Raw genomic sequence first — 15,358 nt, forward strand, 5'->3', positions numbered from 1 at the left:
TAAAATAATGAATCAAAGATCAAAAACACCCAACAAAATCGGTTCAATATGAAGCTGTTAGCACTATAACGTTTGCGGTTTTCGTATTGTAATAAAAAGCCGTGCTTTTGTGAATTCGTATCAGCATAGAATCTTCTCCCATCGCTAGAAAACCATAAATGAATACAACCTCTTTGCCGTTTTTTTGGTACATTCACCCCATGTTACCACCCGGTAAGAACCAAACTGGATTATGAAGAAAATACTCTGGGGGCTTTTGGCCCTAATTTTGATCGTAGTGGCTATTCTGGCCTTTAAAACCCTAAGCTTTACTTCGAAACAATTGGCCGTTGAAAAAGTAGCCCAAGTGCAACCCAATGCCGGTTATGAGTCACGTTTGGCCGAGGCGGTGCGGCATAAGACCATTTCCATGGGATCGGGTATTACCGATTCGGTGGCCTATAGGGGCTTTGTACGATTTATGGCCGAGAGTTTTCCGTTGGCCGATAGCCTACTGGAAAAAACCGCTATTGGGGAATTTTCATTAGTATATAAATGGCCCGGAAAAAACAAAGATTTGAAACCCGTTCTATTAATGGCGCATAGCGATGTGGTTCCCGTGGAGGAGGCTACCCTACCCGCTTGGGAAATGGACCCTTTTGGCGGGGAAATAAAAGACGGCTATATCTGGGGCCGTGGCACCATGGACGATAAAGGGAACGGTTTGGCCATTATGGAAGCCCTGACCCTACACTTACAAAACGGATTTAGTCCGGAGCGTACCCTTTACTTTAGTTTTGGGCACGATGAAGAGGTAGGCGGGGCCTATGGGGCCCGAAAAGTAGCCGAATACTTTAAAAACCAAGATATTGAATTCGAATACGTACTCGATGAAGGTGGTGTACTATTGGATCCCGGATTTTTCCCAGGCTTGGATAAACCTGTGGCCCTTATCGGAATTGCCGAAAAAGGTTATGCCAGTATCAAATTCACTGCTAAATTAGACGAAGCCGGTCACTCCAGTATGCCCCCCAATGAAACGGCGATCGGACTACTTTCCGAAACCCTAGAGACCTTAAAGGAAAACCCCTTTCCGGCCGAACTTACAGCGGCAAGTGCGGCTATGTTCGATTTTTTGGGTCCGGAAATGAGTTTTCCGAACAAGACCATTTTTGCGAACCGCTGGTTATTGAATTCGGTGATCATAGGTATTCTCGAGGCAGCGCCGACATCTAATGCCATGGTGCGTACCACCATTGCCCCAACCATTATCTCTGGTGGGGTAAAAGACAATGTACTGCCTACACAGGCCTCGCTAACCGCCAATTTTAGGATCCTACCAGGCTCCACGGAACAAGATGTATTGGAGCGATTACGCAAGATTATCCCCGACGAGCGCATTCATATAGATCTGGCTTCACGCGGATTCGAGGGGAATCCCAGTCCTATCTCCCCTATTGACTCCCCCGGTTTTGAAAACATACAGAAAACCATTGGACAAGTATATCCAGACCGTATCGTGGCCCCTATGATGTTGATTGCCGGTACCGATACCAAACATTTTGCCGAGTTATCGAAAAATGTGTATCGTATTAACCCCATTGCCATGAAAAAGGCCGATATACCCCGTATACACGGTATTAATGAACGTGTTGGGGTAGAGGAATACAAAACCGCCATCGCCTTTTTCCATCAATTGATCGGGAATAGTAATGGGTTGTAATCGGTTCGATTATGATGTTTGAATTTTTCTGCGAATCTCTATAATTCGGACCATATATTATTTTGAAAATGCCAGTATAAAAAATGACCCTTAGCGAACTTCATAAAGAATTAAATAGAAGAGGTATAACTAAGGACCAATACTATTTACATGGACTTTATGGTGCAACGGACGACGATAACAAAATCGCCCTAGCCATAAAAAAAGGAAAATACTCTCTTGAGTATGAAGTCTATTATTAGGAAAGAGGAGAAAAGCATAGTGTACGAGCATTCAATTCGGAAATGGAGGCTTGCACCTATGTTCTAAAACATTTTACACCAAAAAAATAACCTAGCTTGACTTTCTTTAGCCAAAAGAACTATCAATAATCCTTATCAAATCAAATACTGAAACAAATCGGGTTCGTCGTTTAAATAGGCACCGAAGAAGTTTTGGGCCTTCATACGTTGGATAAGGGGTTCTAAATCCTCGGGGCGTTTTAGCTCGATACCCACTACGGCTGGGGCATTCTCCTTAGAGTTCTTTTTAGAGTATTCAAAATGGGCGATATCGTCGTCCGGACCTAGGATATCGGTCAAAAATTCGCGTAAAGCCCCAGGTCGTTGCGGAAAACGAATCAAGAAATAATGCTTCAATTTTCCGTACAATAAGGCCCGCTCTTTGATCTCAGCCATACGGGCAATATCATTATTGCTCCCGCTAACGATACACACCACATGTTTACCCTTGATCTGTTCTTTATAATAATCCAAGGCCGCTATAGTAAGGGCCCCGGCGGGTTCCACTACAATGGCATCCCGGTTGTACAGATCCAAAATGGTCTGGCATACCTTACCCTCGGGCACGGTCAGCATTTCATGCAAATTCTGTTGGCAAATGGCATGGGTCAGTTCCCCTACCTTTTGCACGGCCGCCCCATCGATAAATTTATCGATAGATCCCAATTGTACCACTTCTCCCCTACGCAACGACATTTTCATAGAGGGCGCCCCGGCAGGTTCTACCCCAATGATCTTGGTTTCGGGCGAAAGGCTTTTAAATACCGAAGATAATCCGGCTGCCAATCCGCCACCACCTACAGGTACGAATACGAAATCTATGGGTGTCTCGGCCTGTTCCAACAACTCAAGGCCTATAGTCCCTTGCCCTTCGATAGTTTTAGGGTCGTTAAAGGGGTGCACAAAGGTCTTCCCTTCTTTTTCACAGGCCTCATGGGCCGCTTTTGCAGCATCGTCATAGGTATCGCCAATAAGGATGACCTCTACGAATTCGCCCCCGAATAATTGGGTCTGCTCTACCTTTTGCCTAGGTGTTGGGGTAGGCATATAAATCTGCCCTTGGATCTGTAAATGATTACAGGCAAAGGCAACCCCTTGGGCGTGGTTTCCGGCACTGGCGCAAACCACACCCTTAGAAAGTTGCTCCTCGTTTAAAGAGGATATTTTATTGAAGGCCCCTCGAATTTTATAACTACGTACCCGTTGCAAGTCTTCACGCTTTAACCAGACCTGGGCCTCGGTTTCCCGCGATAGTCGCCTACTGAGCCCCAAAGGGGTGGGGTCGGCCACTTCTGCAATGGTCTGGGCTGCTGCTTTTACGGCATCCAAACTGGGTATGTATATTTTCTGGGTATCCTTCATGGGTAATCTTAGACAATAGGTTTCATAGCAGTCATAGACTCGCGTAAACGGGTACCGACTACTTCAACATCATGCTCACGTAGCGCTTTGTTCACGGCGATCAACTTGGCATTATCTACCCCATTGTCGCTATCGGCACCATAGGCTTTCCCGATCACATCGGTATCGACCGTTTTCATAAAATCGGTCAATAAGGGCTTACAGGCATGATCGAACAAATAACAACCGTACTCGGCCGTATCGGAAATCACACGGTTCATTTCGAACAACTTCTTACGGGCAATGGTGTTGGCGATAAGTGGGGTTTCGTGTAAAGACTCATAATAAGCCGATTCCCCTATGATTCCGGATTCGGTCATGGTCTCGTAAGCCAACTCTACCCCGGCACGTACCATGGCTACCATAAGCACCCCGTTGTCGTAATACTCTTGCTCAGAGATTTCTACATCGCCAGCAGGGGTCTTTTCAAAATTGGTCTCCCCTGTCGCGGCACGCCAATCCAATAGGTTTTTATCGCCATTGGCCCAATCTTCCATCATGGTTTTGGAGAACTCCCCTACCATGATATCGTCCATATGTTTTTGGAACAACGGACGCATAATGGTCTTTAATTCTTCGGAAAGCTCAAAAGCCTTGATTTTGGCCGGATTGCTCAAACGGTCCATCATATTGGTGATACCACCATATTTAAGTCCTTCGGTAATGGTCTCCCAACCGTATTGGATCAATTTAGAGGCATAACCGGCATCGATACCTTTTTCTACCATTTTATCGAAACACAAGATAGATCCGGTCTGTAGTAAACCACAAAGAATGGTCTGCTCACCCATAAGGTCCGATTTTACCTCGGCCACGAACGAAGACTCCAATACCCCGGCACGGTGACCGCCCGTACCAGCAGCGTAAGCCTTGGCCTGGGCCAAACCTTTACCTTCGGGATCGTTCTCTGGGTGAACGGCAATTAAGGTAGGCACCCCGAAACCTCGCTTATACTCTTCGCGTACCTCGGAACCCGGACTCTTGGGAGCCACCATAATCACGGTAAGGTCTTTACGTACCTGAAGGCCTTCTTCCACAATATTGAAACCATGGGAATACGATAAGGTAGCCCCTTGCTTCATCAAGGGCATTACGGTACTCACCACATTGGTATGTTGTTTATCTGGGGTAAGGTTGATAACCAAATCGGCCGTTGGAATCAAGTTCTCGTAAGTATCAACGGTAAATCCGTTTTCCGAGGCATTGATAAACGACTGGCGTTTTTCGGTAATGGCACCTTCACGAAGGGCATAAGAGATGTCCAAGCCCGAATCGCGCATATTCAATCCTTGGTTAAGACCTTGGGCCCCACAACCAACGATTACGATTTTTTTACCCTTTAGGGCATCTACGCCATCGGCAAACTCGCTGGCGTCCATAAACCTACATTTTCCCAGCTGATCTAGTTGTTCGCGCAGTGCTAGCGTATTAAAATAATTCCCCATTTTTCTATGTTCTTGATTAATTTATTTCTAGTTATTGATTTCTTCCAGTAAGTGTGAGATTTCCATTTTGGAACGGGTTACCGCAATACGGCCCGATCGTACGAACTGCATAATACCCATGGGCAGCAATTCGCCATACATGGCATCGATCTCGGAGCGCCTTCCGGTTTTGGCGATCACGAAAAAGTCGCGGTTTACCGATACGATATGGCTGTTGTTCTCATAAACGATCCGTTCGATTTTATCTTGATCCAACAAAAGATCGGAATCCATTTTAAAGATGGCCGATTCTTGATAGATGATATCCGAATCCAAGTGATAAAAGGCACGTAATACCTCTACCTGCTTCTCTATTTGGGCCACAATCTTACGGGCCCAATCTTCGGTAGAGAAGATTACGATGGTGAATTTTGAAATGCCTTCCAATTCCGATTTGGATACGTTCAGGCTTTCGATATTGATATGTCTTTTCAGGAAAATTCCCGAAATCCTATTCAATAAGCCTACATTGTTCTCGGAATAAACCGATATGGTGAACCATTTTTTTTCCATGTCTCTATGTATGACGCTTAATCGCGTTAGCCTTTGTCTTAATTATCTTCTTATTTCAATCGTACGTCGGAAACGGATGCCCCGGTAGGTATCATCGGGAATACATTATCTTCTTTTTCCACTTTCACCTCTAGGAAGAAGGCTTCCTTGGAATCGATCATATCCTGTACCGCCTGGGCCAGATCTTCACGTTTTTCCACCAAACGGGTCTCTAAACCGTATCCCTTGGCAATAGTGATGAAATCGGGGTTCGACATGACCGTGGAAGCGTATCTGCGATCAAAGAAGAGTTCTTGCCACTGGCGTACCATACCTAAATGATCATTGTTCAAAACCACGATCTTTACCGGGGTCTTGGTCTGGAAAATGGTACCCAATTCCTGAATGGTCATTTGATAACCGCCATCGCCCATAATAGCGACCACTTCGCGATCCATGGCCCCCATTTTGGCCCCGATCGCGGCCGGAAGCGCAAAGCCCATGGTACCCAAACCACCCGAGGTGATATTACTTTTACTCTGCCTGAACTTACCATAGCGGGAAGCGATCATTTGGTGCTGCCCTACATCGGTAACGAATACGGCCTTTTGATCCGAGGCGATGTTTATCTGCTCGATAACCTCACCCATGGTAAGACCAGGTTTGGTCGGATGGATATCATTTTTGATAATGGTATCCCACTCAATTTGGTATTTCGCCTTAAACTCCTGCATCCAGGCCGAGTGGTCTTTGGCCTCAATCAATGGTAGAATCTGTTCCAAAGAATCTTTACAGTTCCCAAGAACCCCCACATCTGCCTTCACGTTCTTATCGATCTCGGCCGGATCGATTTCAAAATGAACCACCTTGGCCTGTTTGGCATAGGTAGCCAAATTACCGGTTACCCGATCATCGAAGCGCATACCGATAGCGATCAACACATCGCATTCATTCGTAAGCAGGTTTGGTCCATAATTACCGTGCATACCTACCATACCTACATTCATAGGGTGTTCGGTATCCATGGCCGAAAGGCCCAAGAGTGTCCATGCGGCCGGAATGTTGGCTTTTTCTACCAAAGCCTTCAACTGGGCCTCGGCCTGTCCGATAATAACCCCGTGACCAAAAACGATAAAAGGTTTTTTAGCGCTATTAATCAAGGCAGCGGCCTGCTCCAAAGCCGAAACTTCGGGGGTATGCACTGGCTGGTAACTACGGATCCGGGTACAAGGCTCATAAACGAAATCGAGCTCGTCGAACTGGGCGTTTTTGGTGATATCGATCAAAACCGGACCCGGTCTGCCCGAACGGGCAATATAAAAGGCCTTAGCCATGATTTCCGGAATCTCTTCGGCCCGGGTTATTTGGTAGTTCCATTTGGTAACCGGGGTAGAGATACCCACGATATCGGTTTCTTGAAAGGCATCGGAGCCTAATAGGTGTCGGGCTACCTGACCGGTAATACACACCATTGGGGTAGAATCGATCTGGGCATCGGCGATACCGGTAACCAGATTCGTGGCCCCTGGGCCCGATGTGGCCATGGCCACACCAACCTTACCCGTAACCCTGGCATAACCTTGGGCGGCGTGGGTAGCCCCCTGCTCGTGGCGGGTAAGCACATGATGTAATTTATCTTGAAACTTATATAACTCGTCATAAACCGGCATAATGGCCCCACCAGGGTAACCATACAAAACATCGACCCCTTCGGCCAATAGACAATGAATAATGGCCTCTGCCCCGCTTATACGTATCGTTTTCTTTTCTTGGGTCTGCTTCTTAGTGGCGTGTGCGGTCTCCATACTCCAACTATTTTTAATTACAGCTCGTCCGTTACACAACCTTTGGAGGCCGATGAAACGGTTTTTGCGTATTTGTATAAACTTCCTTTTTTCACTTTTAAGGCCGGGGCTTCCCACTGGGCCTTTCTGGCTTCCAATTCAGCTTCGCTCAACTCCACTGATATTTTATTGGAAACAGCATCAATTTCAATCATATCACCATCTTGCAGCAAGGCGATTACCCCGCCATCTTGGGCTTCGGGCGAAACATGGCCCACCACAAAACCGTGGCTACCCCCAGAAAAACGACCATCGGTAATCAAAGCGACATCTTTACCCAGACCAGCACCCATAATAGCTGCGGTTGGTTTTAGCATTTCTGGCATTCCCGGTCCGCCTTTTGGCCCTTCGTATCGAATGACAACGACGTTTCCTTTTTGAACCGCTCCGTTCTTGATACCGTCATTGGCCTCAAATTCGCTATCGAATACTTTGGCAGGTCCTTTAAAACTGAGTCCTTCTTTACCGGTAATCTTGGCAACGGCCCCGTCTTTGGCGAGGTTACCGTATAGAATACGTAAGTGTCCGGTCTTTTTGATCGGATTGCTTACAGGTCTTACCACCTCTTGTCCTTCAGGAAAACCAGGGACATCGGCCAAGTTTTCGGCCAAGGTTTTTCCGGTTACGGTCAAACAATCGCCATGCAACATACCTTCGTCCAACATAAACTTCAGCACGGCAGGTATACCCCCGATACGGTGTACATCTTCCATCAAGAAACGTCCACTAGGCTTAAGATCGGCCAAGAAAGGAGTGGTATCACTTATCTTTTGGAAGTCGTCCAAAGTAAATTCAACATCGGCAGCACGGGCAATGGCCAAGAAATGCAATACCGCATTGGTAGACCCGCCCATAACCGTTACCAAACGAATGGCATTCTCCAAAGATTTTCGGCTAATTATGTCAGAAGGCTTGATATCGTTCTCCAACAGGTAACGCAAGGCTTTACCGGCAGCGATACAACCTTCTTTTTTACCCCCGCCCACAGCAGGGTTAGATGAATTATAAGGTAAGGCCATACCCAAGGCTTCAATGGCAGAGGCCATAGTATTGGCGGTATACATACCACCACAGGCCCCAGCACCTGGGCATGCTTTCGAAATGACACTTTTGTATTCTTTCTCATCTATGGTACCGGCCACTTTTTCGCCCCAAGCTTCAAAGGCCGAAACGATATCAAGTTTCTTGTTGTTATGACAACCAGAGGCAATGGTACCCCCGTAGACCAAAACAGACGGACGATTCAGGCGGATCATGGCCATAAGGGCCCCGGGCATATTCTTATCGCAACCTACCACGGTTACCAAACCATCGTAATTCATGGCCTGCACCACGGTCTCCATAGAGTCGGCGATAATATCGCGTGAAGGCAGCGAATAACGCATACCATAAGTACCCATAGAAATACCGTCGCTAACCCCAATGGTATTAAAGACCAAGCCCACCAAGTCGGTAGCATTGACACCTTCCTTAACATGCTGCGCCAAATCGTTCAGGTGCATATTACAAGGGTTACCTTCATATCCGGTACTACCAATACCGATAAGCGGTTTGGCCAAATCTTCGTCGGTCAATCCTATAGCGTGTAACATGGCCTGTGCGGCCGGTTGGGTTGGGTCTTGGGTTACGTTCTTACTAAACTTATTAAGCTCCATTAGTATATTTCGAGTGTTCTTTACGTTTCGTTACAATTATTTCAAGATTCAAAGATATATGTTCCTATAAGTGCATCATTTTAACAAGGTTCACTTTAATAAGTCCAAAATCCGAATAACACATTCAACCTATTGTTTTTCAACACAATAACAGTTTATTTTATACCATATCCATATCATTTCCATAGAATCTCTTTAAAGAATGGGGCATGGCATTTTGGTCAATGAAAACCATAAAAAACCATGTTAGTTCCCAGTTCCAAAAGGGACCAATAAAAAAAGCCTGTATCATTTTTGAACGATACAGGCTTTTGAACAAGGCATAGCAGTCTGTATCATCCCCCGAGTGGGACAATAATGACTAGAATGACGATGTTCTGTAAAAATTTCATGGGTCAATGTTAGAAATTATATTCGATGTGACCAAAAGAACACACGAAAAATATGTAAATTTGGGAATGGACCAAAACATACCGAACATCCTGTTTACTCAACAGGCTTTTTTTAAAAGTCAGATTACCAAGGATGTAAACTACAGAAAGGAAGCGCTGAAGCGTTTGGAAAAAGAAATATTGGCACAAGAAGATGCGGTTTGCGAAGCCATTCATGCCGACTTTAAAAAACCCTTTTTCGAAACCTTGGCTACCGAGACCCAACTGGTTTTGGCCGAGCTAAGGGCCACCATTAAAAATATTAAAGGATGGGCCAGGCCTAAAAAGGTCAGGGCCACTATGGTTAATTTTCCCTCTAGCGATTTTATCCATTATGAGCCCTACGGAAATGTATTGGTGATGGCTCCTTGGAACTACCCCTTTCAATTGGCGCTTTTACCTTTGATCGGTGCGGTAGCCGCAGGGAATACGGTTGTATTGAAGCCCTCTGAGGTGACCCCGCATACCTCGGCCATAATCCGAAAGATTGTTGAAGCCGTTTTTGCCCCAGAATATGTGGCCGTCGTGGAAGGTGGCATACCTGAATCCCAGGCCCTTTTGGCCGAACGTTGGGATTATATCTTCTTTACCGGAAGCACCCAAGTTGGTAAGATCGTATACCAAGCGGCCGCTAAGCATTTAACCCCGGTAACCTTGGAATTAGGGGGTAAAAATCCTTGTGTGGTAGATGAGACCGCTCCTATGGATTTAACTGCCAAACGTCTGGTTTGGGGTAAATTCTTAAACGGCGGTCAAACCTGTATTGCCCCCGATTATATTTTGGCCCACCCCAGTGTTAAAAACGATTTGGTAAAGGGGATGGCCAAATACATTGAGAAATCCTATGGCTCCGAGGTACAATCTTCACCCGACTTTTGTCGTATGGCGGGCGAAAACCACTACCAACGCCTAAAAGCCATGCTCGAAGGGGAAACCATTTTGTTTGGTGGCCAAACCGATGATACTGAACGTTATATAGCCCCAACCCTTTTAGAGAGTCCGGCCCTTGACAGTAAAGTCATGGCCGGGGAAATATTTGGGCCCATTTTACCCATTTACACCTATTCGGACGAAACGGACATCGAAAAGTTTATTGAACGCTACGAAAAGCCTTTGGCAGCCTATGTCTTTACCAAACGTTCCGGTTTCGCCAAAAAATTCATTGCACGCCATAGTTTTGGGGGTGGTACCATTAACGATACCATAGCCCAAATCACCAACAAACGTATGCCTTTCGGGGGTGTGGGTGCCAGTGGTATTGGCAGCTACCATGGTAAAAAGACCTTTGAGGTCTTTTCGCACCACAAAGCCATGGTAAAACGTGCCAATTGGATGGATTTGCCCATGCGCTATGCCCCTTACGACAAATATTTTAAGCTCGCCAAGACCTTTAAAAAACTGTTTTAAGGCCTTTTATATACAGGATCAACGTAGTAATTTTAAACGGATGCTATCCCCCACCCTTTTCTGGGCCAAAACCGATATGGCCCTTTCTGATAGCTGTAGTACTCTTGGATAGCCTCCGGTAGTTTGGCCATCGCGCATAAGTACGATCAATTTTCCGGAAGGGGTGTATTGTACCGTACCTGGTAAAACCGCCGAGGTTAGTAGGGAATGGTCATGGGTAGTCAAGGGTTCTTGCAATTGGATTCCCATTCGGTCTTGTTCCTTGGCCAAATGAAAGGGTCTAAAAAACAGGCGCTCTAAATCTTTGGAGGCCAATAACTCGAATTCCGGTCCCCTGTACACCTCTAAAATCGATTCCTCCAAATGAGACAAGGAATAGGCCGTTTTCATCGGTATTTCCCTATCGAAGGTTTTGTAACCCACCGTCATGCGTTTACGCAAAAACCCTTTATCAGTAAGCGGAAAGTATTGTGAGCTGCTTTTTAGCACTTTTTTCACCTGAAAACCGCCTTTGACCAGCAAATAGGAGCGGCAGCCTTGTTGCACCGACCCAAAATGCAACTCTTCTCCCATTCGTACCCGGGTCAATTGGCCCATAGGCACGGGCCTACCCTCCAGTTCGGCCTGAATGGGCGCCCCACCGATAATAATTCGGGTGGTGGCCTGAAAACGAAGTTTTGGTCCGAGTAAGGTCATTTCCATAGCGGCCATTTTGGGCGTATTGCCAATAATCTTGTTCAACAAGCCCAAAGACAATTGATCCATGGCCCCAGATACAGGAACCCCAATTTCGCGAAAACCATAACGCCCCATATCTTGCAGACTGGTATACAGTCCAGGATGAATTACTTCCAACATACCAGCTCGCTTTTTAGTTTATAATAGCCTTTACGGTATCTTTTGTAAATGCTGCGGTATAGCTCTAGATCAACCGCCTCAAAAGTCACTTGATCCCCAGGTTTTATAGGCATGGGATCCCGTTTACGCACATTGAACAAGGGAATGGGGCAATTACCCAATATATGCCATCCGCCTGGCGAATCTTGCGGATAGATTCCTGTTTGCCTATCGGCTATGGCCACCGAACCTTCCACCACCTTTAAACGGGGTTGTTCGCGCCGTGGCAGCCAAAGGTTGCGCGATAATCCGCCCAAATAAAGAAATCCCGGTAAAAAACCTAGGCCATAGACGGTGTACTTTGCATGGGCATGCTTATAGATTACCTGATCTACCGATAATCTCAGGCTTTTGGCCACTGCTTCCAAATCTACCCCAAAGCGGGCATCGTAACATACCGGAAGCGACCAAAGCTTCCGTTCAAAAGGTTGGTTAAAATCCAAGGCAACATGCATCTCGAGAATACGTTGACGCATATTTTCAAAATCCAAGGTGTCGGAAAAAACCAAACAAAGCGAATTATAAGAACCGATCATCTCAGCATTTAGGAACTCTTCCTCCTGTTTTAAGGCATTTTTTAAAAGAATGATTTCCTTGAGGATAGACTCCGAGACCGTATCGGGCCAAGTGATCAGTATGGCCCTTTCTCCGTACGGGCTAATTTTCAGTAATTGATCGGACATTAAGCAAGGGTGATATTATGGTTAGCCAAGTGGTCTTTCAAATATTTTATAATAGCGACCGCCTCTGGAGTATCGCCATGTACACAAAAGGTATCGGCACTAAGGGCTTTTAGCTGCCCGTTCAGGGTACGTACCAGCCCCTCCTTGGCCATGGGAACGATATGCGCGAAAACTTTTTCCGGATCCCGGATCAAGGCATCGGGATGGGAACGTGGGCACAAGGTTAAATCATCGGTATAATTGCGATCGGCAAAAACCTCGGAAACCACCTTAAATCCTTTCTCTTTGGCCAATTTAGCAAAGGGAGAACCCGAAAGCACATAAAGCGCAACATCTTCTTTATACCGCGCCACCAATTTTAGAAAGGCATGCATCAATTCGGTATCGAAAGCCAAATCGTTGTATAGCGCCCCATGGGGTTTAATATGATGCCAATGGGCCCCTTCTTGCACAATGGCCTTCTGAAAGTCCCGTAATTGGCTCTCAATACTGGCCATAAGAGTGGAAACCGAACTATTTTCAGGACGTTTTCTACCAAAATTCACCCTATCCGGATAGCCCGGATGCGCCCCGATCTTAAGCTGATGTACGTGGGCTAAGCGGATAATTCGTGTCATCTCTTCCACGCTTCCGGCATGGGCACCACAACAAATATTACAGGAAGAAATATAGGGAAACAAGGCTTTTTCGTTCCCTATACCTTCGGCCACGTCGCCATTGATATCGATTCGTATTACATCCATCCCAGGGCTTTGGCTATACCTTTTATACCTAACAACAACACAATGACGATTATGAGTAACCCAAGGATATTATGCCAAGCTCTATTTTTGGCTTTCCCCATCACCGATTCTTTATTGGCTGCCCATAGCAGGAAAACAGCCACAAAAGGCAACAACACCCCATTGGTTATTTGGGCAAAGGTGATTATTTCCAAAGGTTTAATACCTAAAGTAAGTGAACTAATACCCAAGATCAATACCAAGAACCACACGGCCCTAAACCGTATATCCTTAAGGTGGGCCTGCCAACCAAAACAACTATTGGCCACATAGGCCGCGGCAAGGGGTGCCGTAATGGCCGAGGTAATACCCGCTGCGAACAAGCCAATGCCCATGAGGTATACCGCACTTTTACCATATAAGGGTTCCAAGGCCTTGGCCAAATCTAGTATGCCATTTACCCCATCGCTTTGTACTTTGGCCGCCGCAACCACTATAGCCATGGAAACCAAGCCCCCAAGTAGTACGGAAACAACCGTATCTTTTCTGGCCCATTTTAGGTCGGTTGGCGATTTCCACTTTTCCTTGACCAGTGAGGCATGTAAAAACAGATTGTAAGGTACCACGGTAGTCCCAACCAGTGCTACTACCGTAAAAATAGCTTTCGCATCCGGCAGACTTGGTACGAACATGCCTTTTAATAGCGGGAGGAGTTCGGGGCCCGTCATGATTGCAGTAATAATAAAGGAAAGGCTCATGAGCAACACCAGTGTCACCAGCGTACGTTCCAATACTTTATAATTGCCCAAAAACAGGAATACAAAGGCTATGGCCCCTATCAACCAGGGGTACAGCCCTTGGTAGGCAGTTCCGAACAAGGCCTGCATGCCCAAGGTAGCCCCACCGATATTACCCCCTTCATAAGCGGCATTCCCGATAACTATAGCTCCCAAGATAATAGCCAGGGCCAAAACCCGTAAACCTTTGGAGGGTATACTTCCCTTGATTACTTCGGCCAAGCCTTTTTGGGTTACTATTCCCAAACGGGCCGCCATTTCTTGCAAAACGATAGTAGCGATTACCGACAGCAGCAAGGCCCATAACAAGGCATAACCGAAGCCGACTCCGGCCATGGTACAGGTGGCCACAGTACCCGGCCCAATAAACGCGGCCGCTACCAAGACCCCAGGACCAATATTCTTAAACCAGCCCATTTTAATTTTGGGCGTTTAGAGCGTACAGGGCAAAGGTTCCCAACCAATGGGTACCGCCATAATTGCCATCTACGATTTTGGGGAGGGAATAATTGATATGTTCATGGGCCAAATCGTTTAAGTGTCCCATTTCGGGTAAGGTTTCCGAAATACCGTACAAACACCAGGCCCTACTAAAGTTCAGTCCATCTAAGTGTACCAGTTTGCCATCGGTACGGTCGGCCACTTTTCCAGGTTCCAGACTAAAATCAGCCTGTGTTAATTGGGGTAGGAATTTATGAAGCCACGCTTTGAATTCATCTTGCCCATAAACTTTCCGTACCAAATTGGCCTCCTCTAAACAAGGTGAAAGAAAATCGAAACCAGAGGGTTCCCAACCTAAGGGACAAGCGACATCGTTCTTATAAAAACGGTCCACGGTTTCTTTGATAGCCGTTAAAAGACCCTCATTACCGACCGTCTTAGCGTAGTCCACGGCCATAGAGAGTCCGAATGCCGTATTGGTATGCTCCCCTACCCGGATCGGATACCCCAAACGAGGCAGGAATTCGATATAGGCCTGCACCATATAATCGGTTAAGGGTTGTAGGTTGGCTTCGAGCTCCTTGGCCAAAGGATCGTTCCAAGTATGCAGTTCCTCTGCCAATTTAAGCACCCAGGCCCAGCCATAGGTACGTTCGTAAGAGGCATTGCCCTTCATTTTAAAATAGGCCACTTCGGCATTTATATGCTCTGCCGACATATTCTCGGCCAATTTTTGCCTAATCAGTGCCGCATTTTCCAATTCTGGGAATTTCTTTAATAAAAACACCAAAGACCAATGGCCATGTACCGACGAATGCCAGTCGAAACATCCATAAAAACTGGGATGTAATGTCTTTGGCGACGCCAGATGGGTAGAATCGTTTAAGACCTGGTTTAGTTTGTTCGGATACTCTTCTTGAAGACAATGCAAAGGTAAGCTTGCCAATCGTTGGGCCTGGGCCAAATCCAATTCGGGTTTGGTTGGTTGTTGTTCAGATACTACAGCATTTTGATCTTTGGGAGTATCGTTACAGGCTAAAAATAAAAGTACACAAAACAAAAAGCCAAATCTCTTTATCATATCTCGGAGTTATTGCGCCTAAAGATAAGCTTCCTTTTTT

The 15,358-nt window shown here is 46.2% G+C and carries 12 protein-coding genes; 2 read left to right on the plus strand and 10 right to left on the minus strand.

Annotated elements, in window-relative coordinates:
- Positions 1–232 precede the first annotated feature (232 nt).
- Entirely contained in the window at positions 233–1,702 is a 1,470-nt protein-coding gene (locus B7P33_RS14580) for a M20 family peptidase (protein ID WP_097442740.1), read from the plus strand.
- A gap of 377 nt (positions 1,703–2,079) precedes the next feature.
- Here B7P33_RS14580 and ilvA read toward each other — a convergent pair whose 3' ends face one another.
- The 5 genes from ilvA to ilvD are packed head-to-tail and all read right to left on the minus strand — an operon-like array spanning position 2,080 to position 8,859.
- Positions 2,080–3,345, minus strand: a complete 1,266-nt coding sequence (gene ilvA / locus B7P33_RS14590) for a threonine ammonia-lyase IlvA (RefSeq protein WP_097442741.1) — start codon at positions 3,343–3,345, stop codon at positions 2,080–2,082.
- A gap of 8 nt (positions 3,346–3,353) precedes the next feature.
- Positions 3,354–4,829, minus strand: coding sequence for a ketol-acid reductoisomerase (gene ilvC / locus B7P33_RS14595; protein WP_097442742.1), 1,476 nt, complete (start codon positions 4,827–4,829; stop codon positions 3,354–3,356).
- Between the two features lie 27 nt (positions 4,830–4,856).
- Positions 4,857–5,381, minus strand: a complete 525-nt coding sequence (ilvN, locus tag B7P33_RS14600; protein WP_097442743.1) for an acetolactate synthase small subunit — start codon at positions 5,379–5,381, stop codon at positions 4,857–4,859.
- Positions 5,382–5,431: 50 nt separating this feature from the next.
- The gene (ilvB, locus tag B7P33_RS14605; protein WP_097442744.1) at positions 5,432–7,165 is read right to left on the minus strand and encodes a biosynthetic-type acetolactate synthase large subunit; all 1,734 of its coding nucleotides are present in this window, start codon (positions 7,163–7,165) and stop codon (positions 5,432–5,434) included.
- Between the two features lie 17 nt (positions 7,166–7,182).
- Positions 7,183–8,859 (minus strand): dihydroxy-acid dehydratase, encoded by a 1,677-nt coding sequence (gene ilvD, locus B7P33_RS14610; RefSeq protein ID WP_097442745.1) that lies wholly within the window; start codon positions 8,857–8,859, stop codon positions 7,183–7,185.
- A gap of 458 nt (positions 8,860–9,317) precedes the next feature.
- Here ilvD and B7P33_RS14620 point away from each other — a divergent pair, with 458 nt between their 5' ends.
- Positions 9,318–10,697, plus strand: a complete 1,380-nt coding sequence (locus tag B7P33_RS14620) for an aldehyde dehydrogenase (protein ID WP_097443027.1) — start codon at positions 9,318–9,320, stop codon at positions 10,695–10,697.
- An 18-nt stretch (positions 10,698–10,715) separates the two neighbouring features.
- Here B7P33_RS14620 and B7P33_RS14625 read toward each other — a convergent pair whose 3' ends face one another.
- Genes B7P33_RS14625 through B7P33_RS14645 form a run of 5 tightly spaced genes read right to left on the minus strand, consistent with a single transcriptional unit; the run spans position 10,716 to position 15,318 of the window.
- Positions 10,716–11,555: a 5-oxoprolinase subunit C family protein gene (locus B7P33_RS14625; protein WP_097442747.1), complete on the minus strand. Its 840-nt coding sequence runs from the start codon at positions 11,553–11,555 to the stop codon at positions 10,716–10,718.
- Entirely contained in the window at positions 11,543–12,277 is a 735-nt protein-coding gene (gene pxpB, locus B7P33_RS14630) for a 5-oxoprolinase subunit PxpB (RefSeq protein WP_097442748.1), read from the minus strand. Before pxpB ends, B7P33_RS14625 begins: the two co-directional genes overlap by 13 nt.
- Positions 12,277–13,020: a 5-oxoprolinase subunit PxpA gene (pxpA, locus tag B7P33_RS14635; protein WP_097442749.1), complete on the minus strand. Its 744-nt coding sequence runs from the start codon at positions 13,018–13,020 to the stop codon at positions 12,277–12,279. Before pxpA ends, pxpB begins: the two co-directional genes overlap by 1 nt.
- Complete coding sequence (locus tag B7P33_RS14640) at positions 13,011–14,213, minus strand: Nramp family divalent metal transporter (protein WP_097442750.1); 1,203 nt, start codon at positions 14,211–14,213, stop codon at positions 13,011–13,013. The genes pxpA and B7P33_RS14640 overlap by 10 nt, the downstream gene beginning before the upstream one ends.
- Before the next feature lies 1 nt (position 14,214).
- Positions 14,215–15,318: a DUF2891 domain-containing protein gene (locus B7P33_RS14645; protein ID WP_097442751.1), complete on the minus strand. Its 1,104-nt coding sequence runs from the start codon at positions 15,316–15,318 to the stop codon at positions 14,215–14,217.
- Between the last annotated feature and the right edge of the window lie 40 nt (positions 15,319–15,358).

Origin of the sequence: Sediminicola luteus (assembly GCF_002514735.1) — a bacterium.
GTDB lineage: Bacteria > Bacteroidota > Bacteroidia > Flavobacteriales > Flavobacteriaceae > HQA918.